This is a genomic window from Roseovarius amoyensis, from assembly GCF_003260265.1.
GTDB classification, from domain to species: Bacteria; Pseudomonadota; Alphaproteobacteria; order Rhodobacterales; family Rhodobacteraceae; genus Roseovarius; species Roseovarius amoyensis.
Window position 1 is genome coordinate 33971 of record NZ_QITQ01000014.1, and the last position, 12945, is coordinate 46915.

Here is a 12945-nt window from a genome sequence, read left to right on the forward strand (position 1 = left end):
CGCGCGCCCCCTACCGGCGGCCCAGGGCGCTGCGCAGGATGCCCAGCGACGAGCGATAGATGGCCAGGGCACGGTCATGCTGGCGCATGGTGTCGGCGGCATGGACCATCTCGGTTTCGAGCGAGACGGAATTTCCGTTCGGGTCGGGCATGGCATCGCGCCGCTCGTCCACGGTGAACGGCTGTGCATCGGCGGCACCGAGATGGGTGGAGCGGGTGGCACGCAGGCCGAAACCGGCGCTGTCCGCCTCTATCACCGCCTGAAAGGACGGAATGTCCCGGGCGGCATAGCCCGGCGTGTCGGCATTGGCGATGTTGCGCGCGAGCACGGTCTGCCGGGTGCCGGCATGTTCCGCCATCGCATGGGCCATGCGAAAGACCGCAAGATTTTCAAACATCAGGGCTTCTCCCTCGATTGGCTTCAATCAAGGCTTAACCGCGATTCGTTTAGAAACGGTTGTCGGAACATGACCGGAGCGAACGATGCCCAAACCTGCCCTGGCGGCCCTTCAGGCCGAAATTGCCGCACTTTGCCCCCAGCATGCTGTCGGGCGGGTGGCGGCCATCGACGGCAACCTGCTGCGGCTGACCGGCCTGTCGGACAAGGCCCGGCTGGGCGACCTGCTGCGCCTGCCGCGCAAGGGCGCGCCGCCGCTTTGGGGCGAGGTGCTGACGCTGACAGCCGAGTATGTGACCATGCTGCCGGAAGAGCCGCCAACAGGCATCTCGCTGGCTCAGCGGGTGCTGCTGGAACGGGCGGGCGAGATCGCGCCGGACGATGGTTGGATCGGGCGAATCATCGACCCGTCCGGCCAGGCGCTGGATGGACGGCCAATCATGCGCGGGCTGGTGCCGCGGTCCTACCTGGCGCCACCGCCCGCCCCGGCGGGGCGCCGTGCGCTGGGCAAGCGGATCGAAACCGGAATGGCGGTATTCAACACGCTCCTGCCCATCGTGCGCGGGCAGCGCGTGGGGCTGTTCGCGGGGTCGGGCGTGGGAAAAAGCAGTCTGCTGGGGCATCTGGGCCGGCACATGCAGGCCGACGTGGTGGTGTTCGCGCTGATCGGCGAGCGCGGGCGCGAGCTGCGCGAATTCACCGAGACCGTGCTGGGGCCCGAGGGGATGCGCCGCTCTGTCGTCGTCGCCGCCACCTCTGATCGCTCACCCCTGGTGCGACGGCGCTGTGCCTGGACCGCGATGACGGTGGCCGAGCATTTTCGCGATCAGGGGGCGCATGTGCTGCTGCTGGCCGATTCGGTGACTCGTTTCGCCGAGGCCCACCGCGAGATCGCGATCGCGGCAGGTGAATTGCCGGCGCTGCGCGGCTATCCCGCCTCGACCGCGCACCAGATCATGTCACTGGCCGAACGGGCCGGGCCGGGGGCCGGGGGCACGGGCGACATCACCGCGTTGTTCAGCGTGCTGGTCGCCGGGTCTGACATGGATGAACCGGTGGCCGACATCCTGCGCGGGGTGCTGGATGGGCATGTGGTGCTTGACCGCAGCATCGCCGAGCGCGGGCGTTATCCGGCCATCGACCTGTTGCGTTCGGTCTCGCGCAGCCTGCCGCGCGCGGCAACCGAAGAGGAAAACACGCTGATCCGGCGCGCCCGTTCCCTGTTGGGCGCCTACGCGCGCTCGGAAACCATGATCCGGGCCGGGCTCTATGCTGAGGGCAGCGACCCCGAACTGGACATGGCGATGCGGGTTCAGGCCGAGTTGGACGCGTTCTTGGCTGAAACAGAAACTGTTTCGGCCAAGAACAGCTTTGATCGGCTGGCGCTGATCCTGCGGCGGGCGGGGGCGCCGGCCCGGTCGGGCGATGCCCGGCCAATGGCCGAGAGCCTGGGGCCGAAGGCCGCCGCCGGCAGGGGGGTCGCAGCGATCGCGCCGGCGGGATAGGCCTAGTGGCGGTGCGAAATGCCGCTATCGCGCATCATGCCGGGTATTTCCGATTGATACGGGGTGCCTTAACCGCGTCCGGCCTGCAGCAGCGTCAGGGCAATGCTGTGCGATGACATCGAGGCGCCGGCCTTGATCTGGTCGCGCTGCAGGTAGGTTTCGACCAGCTTTTCGCGGGTTTCGGCCTCGGCAAAGGCGTCGAGGCTGTCGATACCCAGCTTGTCCCGCGCGGCCTGTTTGAAGATATCGAGCTGACGATCGAGATCCATCTGCACGATCCCGTCCGGCAGGCCGAGCGCGGTTTCGAACACGCTGCGCAGCGGCGGCGTGCCCAGGATGCGAAACCAGCGCGTGTCATTGGTGGCGTCGTCGGTGCCGATATCGGCCATTTCGCGGGCCGCGTTCATCGCCAGGCGCAGGCTTTCATCCTGTTCGCCCACGGCCACCTCGAACGCGCGCTCCCGAAACAGGGCGGTGATTTCGGCGCCAAAGCCTGCCTCGTTCCTGCGTGGGCCAGCCGTGTCGCCAAAGCCGAAAGCCGCGCTGAACTGGCGATAGCGATCATCCGACAGCTGGTTGGCCAGCGCGTCGGGGTTTTCTGCCCCGCCTTCCAGCACCTTGCGGATCAGATAGCGGCCGTCGATTTCGTCCTGCAGGCCGAAGGCACCCAGCGCCACGCGCAAGAGGCGGCGGTCAGCGACCAGCTCTTCAGCGGTCTGCACGGTGGCGATCCGGGCCTCGAAGTAATCGGTGTCGCGCATGGTTTGTGGGGCGGTATCAAAGGCCACGCGCTGGGTATCCATGGTGCGGTTCAGCATGTTCCAGCCGGGTAGACCGGCAAGCGGCAGGACCGGGCGGAACATCAGCCGACCCGATGCGCCAGCAGGCGGTCCTCGCGCGGCAGGAGCGCGCGCAGCGATTTCAGCGACTGGTAATGATTTCCCTGCAAAAGCGCGCCGCTGGCGCGGGCCAGGGTCGCACGGCTGTCGGGATCGGTGAAAACCTGACTCAGTTCCTCGATCCGGCGCAGCAGTTGCAGGTGGGCGTCTTCGGGCTTGAGATCGCCCGAGAGTACCAGCTGGGTGGCATAGCAGGCGCGCCGAACGGGGGTATTGGCCTGTTCCGGGTGAATGGCGTCCCGCAGGCGCAGGACATTGGCATTGGACGTCACGATCGACACCCGCGACCGGCGCCCGCCGTTCTCAAGCACCGCGCCGTTGATCAGGACCCTTTCTCGCGGTCCCAGTTTCAGGACCAGCCCGCTCATGTCGTGCCATCCCTGCCGGCAAGGCCGCGCATCACCGCAGTATTGATCTCGATCAGCGGCTCGACCGCCGCGCCGGCGCGCAGCACCCGCCCGCTGTGAACCCGGGTGAATTCGGCCAGATAGAGGATACGGGCCCGCAGTTCAGGCGGCAGCAAGTTGCCATCGCCGACCGCATCGGTAGCGAGAATTGTCCAGAGCCTGCGGTTGTCGTGGATGGCCGCGGCAATGTCGCGGAACCCGGCGGGTGACCGAGACACGGCGCGCAGCCGGCCGGTGATACGGGCGAAGGCGTCGTATTCGGCCCCGCGCGGCGTTCTGATCGGATTTGCGGCCGTGCGATAGGCCGCCTGTGCTTGCTGCATCGCGTTCACCTGGGGCTCCTTTCAGATATGGCTCGGAATTGAGCGTTGGACGGGGACGGGGACGCCAGATTGACGTCCCCGCACATGAATGGTTCCGATCAGCCGCGGAACAGCGACAAGAGCGACTGTGGCGCCTGGTTGGCGATCGACAGCGATTGCGTCGCCAGCTGCTGCTGCACCTGAAGGGCCTGCAGGCGCGCGGATGCCTCTTCCATGTTGGCGTCGACCAGCGCACCGATCCCCGTGGTCAGCGAGTCGGTGAGGCTCGAGATGAAGTTGTTCTGGGTCTCGATACGTCCTTCGGCCGAACCGAACGCCGCCGCCGCATCGATGGCGGTGCCGATCAGTGTCTCGATGGTGCCCAATGCTGCGGTCGCACCCACGCCGGTCGACACGTCGATCCCGGCAAGCGCGCCCAGCCCGCCAGAACCGGCATTGGTGAACTGGCCGGAAACGAAAAGCGAATCGCTGCCGTTGTTGGTGATGGTCAGCGTGCCTGCGCTGGCGATGTTGTAGTCCACCGTCACATCCGCGCCCGATTGCTCGATCTGGGTCTTGAGATTGACGGCAACAATATCCTCGACCGAGGTGCTGGCGATATCCTCCGCGGAGATGGTATAGGACACCTCCGTTTCGCCCAGGCGCATGGTGATCCGGTCGCCCGCGTCATAGGTCGGATTGACGATCACCACAGTGCCGGCATCGTCTGTGCCACCATTGCCGTCGAGTGCGAAACCAAAGCTGTCGGCACTGTCGGCGGCAAGCCCGTCGGAGCCGGTAAAGGCGGCCTTGGCGGTATATCCGCCGGTGGCGAGGTCCTGCCCGCTGACGGAGATCGACGAGGCGGTGACGTTGCCGGAACCGTCGCGGTCGAGCGAGGCCAGGATGCTGGCGCTGGCGGTGTTGCCGTCGATCAGGTTCAGGCCGTTGAATTGCGCCGCCGAGACAACCGAACTGATCTGGTTCTTCAGCTCGGTCACGTCGTCGTTGATCTTGGAGCGGTCGACGTTGTCTTCCTGCGCGGCGACGATCTTGGTTTTCATCTCGGTCAGCAGGTCGGTCACGGTTTCGGCGGCGTTGCGGGCCACGGAAACGGTGGCTTCACCCAAGGCCAGGCTTTCGGAGACGGCCTTGAACCCGGCGACGTCGGATTCCATGACCTTGGACACCGCAAAGATGGCGGCGTTGTCCTTGGCACTGGCCACCTTCTTGCCGGTCGAGATCATGTCCTGGGTGCTGGCCAGGTTGGAGTTGATCGACTTGAGGGTTTGCAGCGCCACCATGGCGCCGTTGTTCGTCAGAATGCTGGACATTGCATTTTCCTTTATCGGTATCGGCACTTTGTGCCACTTGAATATCCGCCGCCATAAAAGACGGCCTCGAACAGTCGTTCTGATCTTTGCGGTCGGCCGCTGGGCCGCCGCGCCACCCGTTGCGAATGCCGTGTCAGGATGGCGGCCCAGATGCTAACGGAGTGCTAAGTGCAGCCGACCATATCCAGCGAATTTGAGACAAATCGTGTCAGACGCGTTTCTCCATCCTTCCGGACGTTTCGCCACCGATCAGGCGGCGCCGGCCCGTCTCGTCATAGGTTTCGAACGCATGATGCAGCTGGCGAAGGCCGGTGATGCGGTCGCTCGCGCGGCGGACACCCTGTAACGCGCCATCGAACAGGGCCTGATTGCGGATGGCCTTGTGCCTAAGCCCGTCAAGCGTGGCGCGCTCGTCCACACCGGACGCATTCAGCCGGTCGATGAGACGGGCCTTTTCATCGAGCAGCGGTGCAAGATGGTCGAACCGGCCTGACAACAGTGCCGCGCGCTCGCGCTCCAGCAGGTCGTCAAGGGCGGGCAGGACGGCGGAATCAATGCTCATGCGAGGCCTCCATCATGGCGTTGAAGAAATGCTCGGCCAACCCCAGCCCGCCGGCCCGGACCATCTGCATCGCGATCGCATCGCGCTGGAATGAGGCGAACTGCGCCTCTCCGGTGCCGCCGGAAAAATCGCCCTGGCGTTCACCTAGGCCGGCGGCCTTGAGCATTTCCGACAGAAAGCTCGCCTCGAGCTTCAGCGCCGCCTCTCGTGCGGCGCGGGCATTGGGCGGGCTGGCCGCATCCGGTGCGGAGTGCAGCAGGGAGGGAGGTGAAATTCCGATCACGGCGATATCTCCAATTCAAGACATTTCGGCGCCATGGGACCGCAAAGCAGTAAAGAAACCGGTAACCGGCTTTTGCGATGCTCACCCCATCGCGGAAGAATCCCGGAGAAGGCGCATGATCATTCATTCCAACGGCCCGGATGCGGCCCCGGCAAACGGTGCCGGTACAGCCCCCGTCGATGACGTGGGGCCGGAAACGGGCGCGCGCATCGGTGATGCGCTGCCGGCGCATGGCTTTGCCGATGTTTTCGCGGGGCTGATGCGAGGGGCGCTTTCGCCGGAATCGAAAGAGGCCGACACCGATGCCACGGCTGAAACTCCTGGCGTTGAAACGCCTGAAGACACGGAGGACGCCACAGAGATCGCCGGGAACGTGGCTGTGCCGCCGCCGGAACTGGCTGGGTCGGTCCAACGGTCGATGCCGGCGGCGTTGGACAGCGCTTCGGAAACGCCAGCCCCGACGGTGTGGGGGCATAATCAACACCCCGCTGCCGGGGTGGAAATGGGCGCGCCCGGCAAGAAAGACAGGCAGGGCGCGCGCGCGACTGCCCAGACCAATCCGGGCCTTGTTGTCGATGGGCGCGCGCGTGGCGATTCAAATGGGCTGAACAGAACCGACAGTGCGCCGCAATCGGCGATGGCAGAGGGCAGGCCGATGGCGCTGCAGGGCGGCCCGACATCCGCAGGGCCTGTACCGCCAATTCAGGCGGCAGCAATACACACTGGCCAGAATGCGGGCAACATCCCGGATACGACAAGCGGGGCAAGCGTGCTGGCCGAAGCGACGCGGCATACGCAGGCCTCGCCCACGCCTGCCGACCCCGCGACCGCTGTCACCAGGGCGGGGCCGCAGGAGCGGCCCGTGATGCAGCCAACCGAATCGGCGTGGGTGACGGAGGGCGCGCAGGATATGTCCGAACCTGCGCCTGCGCCCCCCGCACCTGCCGTTGGAAATCCCGCCGCGAATCGCGCGGTCCTTGCCTCCAGTCCGGCAGTGACGCCGGAAAACCCTGCGCAAGCCGCATTTGATCCGGTCGGGGCGGATGCTCTGCAAGCGGCGGATGTTGCGCGCGCTGACCGCCCCGGCGCCGCACCCGTCACTGGCCAGACGGCTCATGGCGCGCCCAACCCGCCCGCGCGGGCCATTACCCCCCAGATCGCCGCCGCGGTTCAGGCCAGCGGCGACCGCTCGGTCGAGATCGTGCTCAGCCCCGTCGAACTGGGCAAGGTGCGGATCACGCTCAGCCCGGGCGAGGCCGGGATGGCGGTCAACATCCTGGCCGACCGGCCCGAAACGCTGGACCTGCTGCGCCGTCATGCCGACCTGCTGGCGCAGGATTTCCGCGAGCTGGGGTATGGGGGAACCGAGTTTTCGTTCGGCTCCGACAGCCGGTCGACGGGGCAGGAGCGCGGTGCGGTGCCCGGTGCCGCCGCCGCCCAGGGCGATTCGGGGCTGCCTGTAACCGCGCAGGATGACACCCCCCGACAGCTGGCGGGTCGGTTGGCCCCGGACGGCCGCATGGACATCCGGCTTTAGACACCCAATTCGCTGAAAGGAGAGATCATGGATATCGCCCAGACCAACGCTGCCCAGTCGGCAGGTGCCACCCTAAATCGGGCCAGCACCCCGGCATCCGACAAGGCGGTGCTGAGTTCCGATTTCGAGACGTTCCTGACCATGCTGACCGCACAGATCCAGAACCAGGACCCGCTTAACCCGATCGATTCGACCGATTTCGCCACCCAGCTTGCCACTTTTTCCAGCGTCGAACAGCAGGTGCGCAGCAATGACCTGCTGGCGGTGCTGGGCGAACAGATGCAAGCGATCGGCGTTTCGCAACTGTCGAACTGGGTGGGCATGACCGCCCGCGCCACGATGCCGGTCATCTTTGACGGCAGCCCTGTCACAATCACCACTGCGGGCCAGGCGCAGGCCGATACGGCAGAGCTGGTGGTGCGCGACAGCTCCGGCACGGTGGTTCAGCGCCTGCCTGTCAGCCCCGCAAGGCAAGAGATGGAATGGGCCGGCGTCACCGATGTGGGCAGCCCGCTGTCCGCCGGCACCTACGATCTGAGCGTGGAATCATTCGTTCAGGGCGATCTTGTCGCAACCGCGCCGGCCTATGTTCACGGCCGCATCATCGAGGCGCGAAACGAGGATGGCTTGCCATTGCTGGTGATGGCGGGCGGGCAGGTGGTGACCCCGAACGACGTGGTCGGTCTGCGCGAGGGAGATTGAGAGTACTCTCGGACCCGGGTGATCAGCCCAGCATCACCGCCGCCAGCACCGCCGCACAGCCGGCCACAAAGCCAGCCGCGGCCCATGTGGGGCCGGTCAGGCGAGAGGGTTTCGGCGCCTCGGGCGCGGGTTGGGATTGGCGGATCAGCGCCGCCTCGACCAGTTGCGGCAGGCGGGGCCCATATCGGCCCAGTACCGCCAGCGTGCGGCCGATGTCGCGCAGTGCCGCGCGCGGGCCGATGTTCTTGCGGATGTAATCCTCGACCACGGGATGCGCGACTTGCCAGATGTTGATCTGCGGATTGAGCGAACGCGCCACCCCCTCCACCACGACCATCGTGCGCTGCAGCAGGATCAGCTCGGTCCGGGTTTCCATGCCAAAGCGTTCGGTCACCTCGAACAGGTAGCTCAGCAGGTTGCCCATCGAGATACGGGTCGCGTCCATGCCGAAAATGGGCTCGCCCACCGCGCGCAGAGCGCGGGCGAATTCGGTCACGTCGCGGTCGGCGGGTACGTATCCGGCCTCAAAATGCACCTCGGCCACGCGGGTGTAATCGCGGCGGATAAAGCCATACAGGATCTCGGCATAGACCTTGCGGGTGTATTCGTCGATATGGCCCATGATGCCGAAATCATAGGCGATGATGTCGCCGTTCGCGCTGACCTTGAGGTTGCCCTGGTGCATGTCGGCGTGAAAAAACCCGTCGCGCAGCGCGTGACTGAGGAACAGCTGCAACACCCGTTCACCCAGCTGCACCCGGTCATGCCCGGCGGCATCCAGCGCGTCGTTGTCGCCCAGCGGAACGCCCTCGGCCCAGCCCATCGTCATCACGCGCCGACCGGAATATTCCCATTTCATCTCGGGCAGGACGAAACCGTCATCGCCGGCGGTATTGGCGGCGAATTCCGAGGCGGAAGAGCTTTCGAGCCGCAGGTCAAGCTCGCCCATCACCACGCCCTCGAAATGCGCGATCACGTCCGACGGCCGCAACCGGCGCGAGGCGGGCGAGAGGAACTCGATCATTGAGGCGGCGAAATAGAAGGCGTCGATATCCTTGCGAAAGGCGCGTTCGATCCGCGGGCGCAGCACCTTGACGGCGACCGCTTCGCCGGTGCTGCGCAGCCGCGCCTTGTGAACCTGCGCGATCGAGGCGGCGGCGACGGGTTCGCTCAAATCCTCGAACATCTCGTCGACGGGGCGGCCCAGCTCGTGCTCGATGCTGCGGCGCGCGGTTTCCAGCGGAAAGGGCGGCAGCTTGTCCTGAAGGATACGCAACTCGTTCGCCAGGTCCTCGCCGACGATGTCGGGCCGGGTCGAAAATACCTGCCCGAACTTGATATAGGCCGGGCCCAGCGCCGTCAGCGCGCGCAGCGCCGGCGGCGTGGCCGGGTCGCCGCGATAGCCCAGCCACTGAAACGGCCAGGCCAACAGCCGTAGCGCGACCCGCACCTGCGGCGGCGCGTCCATCGCATCAAGAAACACCCGCATCGCGCCGGTGCGTTCCAGCGTCGCGCCGGTGCGGATGAGGCGCATGATATTGTGCGGTCCGCGCATGGGTCTATATCTTCCAGCCGGAATGCAGGCAGGCAACGCCGAAGGTCAGGTTGCGATAGGCGGTGTTTTCGAAACCGGCCTTGCGCACCATGCCTAGGAACGTTTCCTGGTCAGGAAAGCGGCGGATCGATTCCACCAGGTATTGATAACTGTCGCGGTCCTGCGCGATGACCTGCCCCAGCCGCGGAATGATGTGAAAGGAATAGAGATCATAGACCTTGCGCAGCAATTCGTTGGGCACCTGGCTGAATTCCAGCACCATCAGCCGCCCGCCCGGCCGCAGCACGCGAAACGCCTCGTGCAGCACCTGTTGCGGGTCGGTCATGTTGCGGATGCCGAAACTGACGGTGTAGACGTCAAAGCTGTTGTCGGCAAAGGGCAGCGCCATCGCGTCGCCCACCACCCAGTCCAGCTGACCCGCCATCTGTTCGGCCTCGGCCCGCTGGCGCCCGGCGATCAGCATTTCCTCGGTCAGGTCCAGCACTGTGGCATTGCCTTCGCCGGCACGTTTTAGAAACCTGAACGAGATGTCGCCGGTGCCGCCGGCCACGTCCAGCAGGCGCTGGCCCGGGCGCGGTGCCAGCCAGTCCATCATCGCGTCCTTCCAGACGCGATGGATGCCCATCGACATGGCGTCGTTCATGACGTCGTACCTGGAGGCGACCGAGCCAAAGACACCGCGCACGCGGCCGGCCTTTTCCTCTTCGGGGATTTCCTGGAATCCGAAATGGGTGGTCTTGCGGGTCATCCGGGTTATCGGGCCTTGCCGTTTGCGATCGTCGCCCTTCTTATAGGCTGGCCGGAGCGGGTTACAATCCGCGCCGTCACGGGCGGAAAGGGAAACATGCCTGAATTGCCGGAGGTTGAGACGGTTCGTCGCGGGCTGGACCCGGTCCTGACCGGTCACCGGATCGTGCGCGCGCAGGTCAACCGCCCTGATCTGCGCTGGCCGTTCCCGCCGAACATGGCCGGGCGGCTGACCGGGCGGCGGGTGCAGGCGCTGCGGCGGCGGTCGAAATACATCTTGGCCGATCTCGACGGCGGCGAGTCGCTGCTGGTGCATCTGGGCATGTCGGGCCGCATCCTGGTGTCGGGCGATCCGCTGGGCGCATTCGTGCACGACCACCCCGCGCCAGAGCGCCACGACCACGTGGTGTTGGACATCGACAGCGGCGCGCGCATCACCTTCAACGACCCGCGGCGTTTCGGCGCGATGGACCTGCTTGCCACCGCGACGGCCGACTCGCACCCGCTGCTGGCCCGGCTGGGGCCCGAGCCGCTGGGAAACACGTTTCACGAGGCGCACCTAGTGGCTGCGATGAAGGGTCGCAGGACGCCGGTCAAATCGGCGCTGCTGGATCAGCGCATCGTGGCCGGGCTGGGCAATATCTATGTGTGCGAGGCGCTTTACCGCTCCCGCATCTCGCCGCTGCGGGGCGCCGGCGCGATATCAGAGGCGCGGCTTGGCACGCTGACCGGGGCGATACGCGAGGTCCTGCAAGATGCTATCGTGGCGGGCGGATCGTCGTTGCGCGATTTTCGCCGCGCCGATGGCGAGCTGGGCTATTTTCAGCACAGTTTCGACGTCTATGGCCGCGAGGGAAAACCCTGCCGCACCCCCGGCTGTGCCGGCACCATCCGGCGCGTGGTGCAGGCGGGTCGGTCGACCTTTTACTGCACGGCCTGTCAAAGATAAGGTTGAACCAGTTCGCCAAATGACTATGGAATCGCCCCTGACTGAAACAAGCGAAAGCGGAATTCATGGCCTATGAGACGATCATCGTCGAGATAGAGGATCACGTCGCCCTTATTACGCTGAACCGTACCGATGCGCTCAATGCGCTGAACGATCAGCTGATGAGCGAATTGGTCACCGCGCTGCAGGACGCGCAGGCAAACGACAAGGTGCGCTGCATCGTGATCACCGGCTCGGAAAAGGCATTCGCCGCCGGCGCCGACATCAAGATGATGGGCGAAAAGGGGTTCGTCGATGTCTTTATCGGCGATCTGTTCACCCCCGAATCGGATGCCATCATGCGCATCCGCAAGCCGATCATCGCTGCCGTTTCGGGCTATGCGCTGGGCGGAGGGTGCGAGCTGGCAATGATGTGCGATTTCATCATCGCCGCCGACACAGCCAAGTTCGGCCAGCCCGAGATCAACCTGGGTGTCATCGCCGGGCTGGGGGGCACGCAGCGGCTGACCCGCGCCATCGGCAAGTCGAAGGCGATGGACATGAACCTGACCGGCCGCTTCATGGACGCCGAAGAGGCCGAACGCGCCGGGCTGGTCAGCCGCGTCGTGCCAGCCAAGAAGCTGAAGGAAGAGGCGTTGACCGCCGCCGGCAAGATCGCTGAAAAGTCTATGATCGCGGTCATGACGGCAAAGGAATCAGTGAACCGCTCTTTCGAGGTGCCGCTGCGCGAGGGGCTGTTGTTCGAACGCCGCGTGTTCCATTCGCTCTTTGCCACCGAGGACCAGAAAGAAGGCATGGCCGCCTTTTCTGAAAAGCGCGAGCCGCAGTTCCGCGACAAGTGACGCGAAAGACTTACCCAGGGATGCCGGCCCCCGCCAATGGCGGGGGTTTGCCGTTCTGGGGATGGCATGTCGCCGGGCGGGCCGTGCCGCCCCGGAGCGCGGCACGGGTGAGTCGCAGGCCTTGTGTCGATTGCGTCACATCCGGATGAAAATGAGGCTTTGCCGACCGGGCCGAGACAGGCAGCGCAAACATTCAAGAATCACCTGCTGCCCAGCGGATTTGGCCCTTTGCATTCGCGGCAATCTCGGCTATATGCGGCGGTCATATATGCGCGTGGGGCCCGCTCTGGCCAGATTCAGCCCGGTTAAAGACCTGCCGGTTCGGGAATGCCTGCGTGCGACACGAAACGCAAAGACCCGAACAAAGGTTTGAAAATAAATGGCTAACTCGCCCCAGTCCAAGAAACGCGCCCGCCAGAACACTCGCCGTCTGGCCGTCAACAAGACCCGGCGTTCGCGAATCCGTACCTATCTGCGCAAGGTCGAAGAGGCGATCGCCTCGGGTGACAAGGATGCCGCAAAGACCGCGCTGCAGGCCGCTCAGCCCGAGCTGATGCGCGGTGTGACCAAAGGCGTCTTTCACAAGAACACCGCATCGCGCAAAATGTCGCGCCTCTCGGCCCGCGTAAAGGCGCTTGGCTGAAAATCTCGTGCTAAACGTTTGATCCTGAAAGGCGCCCCGTGACGGGCGCCTTTTTGGTTTATGTTGGACCCATCAATTTCATGTAGATTCTTTTCCGGCAACCGCCCTGTCAAGGACGAAGATAAGTTGCCGCCGCCGCCGGGCTGTTGCTACGGTCACAGGGCGATTCCGCCAGGGGGGACAGGCTGCCACTGTCGCTGGGACGGACGTGAGCGGCCTTGAACGTACCGCCACGTGACGTTGCCCAAGCGTTCAGGTTTTTACGTCGGTTCTCTTTTCAGA

Annotated in this window: 15 protein-coding genes; 6 read left to right on the top strand and 9 right to left on the bottom strand. The window is 65.2% G+C overall.

Annotated elements, in window-relative coordinates; genetic code table 11:
* Positions 1–10: 10 nt before the first annotated feature.
* Positions 11–397, bottom strand: coding sequence for a FlgB family protein (locus tag DL899_RS12645; protein ID WP_204355307.1), 387 nt, complete (start codon positions 395–397; stop codon positions 11–13).
* An 85-nt stretch (positions 398–482) separates the two neighbouring features.
* Here DL899_RS12645 and DL899_RS12650 point away from each other — a divergent pair, with 85 nt between their 5' ends.
* Complete coding sequence (locus DL899_RS12650) at positions 483–1901, top strand: FliI/YscN family ATPase (protein ID WP_111734720.1); 1419 nt, start codon at positions 483–485, stop codon at positions 1899–1901.
* Between the two features lie 68 nt (positions 1902–1969).
* Here the strand turns inward: DL899_RS12650 and DL899_RS12655 are convergent, their stop codons facing one another.
* From DL899_RS12655 to DL899_RS19885, 6 genes are all read right to left on the bottom strand, one after another.
* Positions 1970–2764, bottom strand: coding sequence for a DUF1217 domain-containing protein (locus tag DL899_RS12655; RefSeq protein ID WP_239494697.1), 795 nt, complete (start codon positions 2762–2764; stop codon positions 1970–1972).
* A complete protein-coding gene (gene flbT / locus DL899_RS12660; protein ID WP_111734722.1) occupies positions 2764–3168 on the bottom strand; it encodes a flagellar biosynthesis repressor FlbT in 405 nt (134 codons plus the stop codon). Before flbT ends, DL899_RS12655 begins: the two co-directional genes overlap by 1 nt.
* On the bottom strand, positions 3165–3530 hold the full coding sequence (gene flaF / locus DL899_RS12665) for a flagellar biosynthesis regulator FlaF (RefSeq protein WP_338049658.1): 366 nt from the start codon (positions 3528–3530) through the stop codon (positions 3165–3167). The genes flbT and flaF overlap by 4 nt, the downstream gene beginning before the upstream one ends.
* Positions 3531–3628: 98 nt before the next feature.
* Positions 3629–4843: a flagellin gene (locus tag DL899_RS12670; RefSeq protein ID WP_111734724.1), complete on the bottom strand. Its 1215-nt coding sequence runs from the start codon at positions 4841–4843 to the stop codon at positions 3629–3631.
* Between the two features lie 208 nt (positions 4844–5051).
* Positions 5052–5405, bottom strand: coding sequence for a hypothetical protein (locus DL899_RS12675; protein ID WP_111734725.1), 354 nt, complete (start codon positions 5403–5405; stop codon positions 5052–5054).
* Positions 5395–5688 (bottom strand): rod-binding protein, encoded by a 294-nt coding sequence (locus tag DL899_RS19885; protein WP_420820979.1) that lies wholly within the window; start codon positions 5686–5688, stop codon positions 5395–5397. Before DL899_RS19885 ends, DL899_RS12675 begins: the two co-directional genes overlap by 11 nt.
* A 115-nt stretch (positions 5689–5803) precedes the next feature.
* On the opposite strand from DL899_RS19885, the gene DL899_RS12685 reads away from it, so the two are divergent.
* Entirely contained in the window at positions 5804–7225 is a 1422-nt protein-coding gene (locus tag DL899_RS12685) for a flagellar hook-length control protein FliK (protein WP_111734727.1), read from the top strand.
* Between the two features lie 27 nt (positions 7226–7252).
* The gene (locus DL899_RS12690) at positions 7253–7927 is read left to right on the top strand and encodes a flagellar hook capping FlgD N-terminal domain-containing protein (protein ID WP_111734728.1); all 675 of its coding nucleotides are present in this window, start codon (positions 7253–7255) and stop codon (positions 7925–7927) included.
* A gap of 22 nt (positions 7928–7949) precedes the next feature.
* On the opposite strand, the gene ubiB is transcribed toward DL899_RS12690, so the two are convergent.
* Together ubiB and ubiE are read right to left on the bottom strand one after the other, a co-directional pair.
* The gene (gene ubiB / locus DL899_RS12695; protein ID WP_111734729.1) at positions 7950–9482 is read right to left on the bottom strand and encodes a 2-polyprenylphenol 6-hydroxylase; all 1533 of its coding nucleotides are present in this window, start codon (positions 9480–9482) and stop codon (positions 7950–7952) included.
* A gap of 4 nt (positions 9483–9486) precedes the next feature.
* Complete coding sequence (gene ubiE / locus DL899_RS12700) at positions 9487–10230, bottom strand: bifunctional demethylmenaquinone methyltransferase/2-methoxy-6-polyprenyl-1,4-benzoquinol methylase UbiE (RefSeq protein WP_111734730.1); 744 nt, start codon at positions 10228–10230, stop codon at positions 9487–9489.
* Positions 10231–10326: 96 nt separating this feature from the next.
* Here ubiE and mutM point away from each other — a divergent pair, with 96 nt between their 5' ends.
* The 3 genes from mutM to rpsT all read left to right on the top strand — a co-directional run bounded on the left by mutM (position 10327) and on the right by rpsT (position 12663).
* Complete coding sequence (gene mutM / locus DL899_RS12705) at positions 10327–11178, top strand: bifunctional DNA-formamidopyrimidine glycosylase/DNA-(apurinic or apyrimidinic site) lyase (RefSeq protein ID WP_111734769.1); 852 nt, start codon at positions 10327–10329, stop codon at positions 11176–11178.
* A gap of 65 nt (positions 11179–11243) precedes the next feature.
* Positions 11244–12020 carry an enoyl-CoA hydratase gene (locus DL899_RS12710; RefSeq protein WP_111734731.1) on the top strand — a complete coding sequence of 259 codons (777 nt, stop codon included), beginning with the start codon at positions 11244–11246 and terminating at the stop codon, positions 12018–12020.
* 379 nt (positions 12021–12399) lie between these two features.
* On the top strand, positions 12400–12663 hold the full coding sequence (gene rpsT, locus DL899_RS12715; protein ID WP_111734732.1) for a 30S ribosomal protein S20: 264 nt from the start codon (positions 12400–12402) through the stop codon (positions 12661–12663).
* Positions 12664–12945: the final 282 nt, after the last annotated feature.

Coding starts and splice junctions, on each gene's coding strand:
- DL899_RS12645 (WP_204355307.1), bottom strand. CDS start 397: ATGTTTGAAAATCTTGCGGTCTTTCGCATGGCCCATGCGATGGCGGAA.
- DL899_RS12650 (WP_111734720.1), top strand. CDS start 483: ATGCCCAAACCTGCCCTGGCGGCCCTTCAGGCCGAAATTGCCGCACTT.
- DL899_RS12655 (WP_239494697.1), bottom strand. CDS start 2,764: ATGTTCCGCCCGGTCCTGCCGCTTGCCGGTCTACCCGGCTGGAACATG.
- flbT (WP_111734722.1), bottom strand. CDS start 3,168: ATGAGCGGGCTGGTCCTGAAACTGGGACCGCGAGAAAGGGTCCTGATC.
- flaF (WP_338049658.1), bottom strand. CDS start 3,530: ATGCAGCAAGCACAGGCGGCCTATCGCACGGCCGCAAATCCGATCAGA.
- DL899_RS12670 (WP_111734724.1), bottom strand. CDS start 4,843: ATGTCCAGCATTCTGACGAACAACGGCGCCATGGTGGCGCTGCAAACC.
- DL899_RS12675 (WP_111734725.1), bottom strand. CDS start 5,405: ATGAGCATTGATTCCGCCGTCCTGCCCGCCCTTGACGACCTGCTGGAG.
- DL899_RS12685 (WP_111734727.1), top strand. CDS start 5,804: ATGATCATTCATTCCAACGGCCCGGATGCGGCCCCGGCAAACGGTGCC.
- DL899_RS12690 (WP_111734728.1), top strand. CDS start 7,253: ATGGATATCGCCCAGACCAACGCTGCCCAGTCGGCAGGTGCCACCCTA.
- ubiB (WP_111734729.1), bottom strand. CDS start 9,482: ATGCGCGGACCGCACAATATCATGCGCCTCATCCGCACCGGCGCGACG.
- ubiE (WP_111734730.1), bottom strand. CDS start 10,230: ATGACCCGCAAGACCACCCATTTCGGATTCCAGGAAATCCCCGAAGAG.
- mutM (WP_111734769.1), top strand. CDS start 10,327: ATGCCTGAATTGCCGGAGGTTGAGACGGTTCGTCGCGGGCTGGACCCG.
- DL899_RS12710 (WP_111734731.1), top strand. CDS start 11,244: ATGGCCTATGAGACGATCATCGTCGAGATAGAGGATCACGTCGCCCTT.
- rpsT (WP_111734732.1), top strand. CDS start 12,400: ATGGCTAACTCGCCCCAGTCCAAGAAACGCGCCCGCCAGAACACTCGC.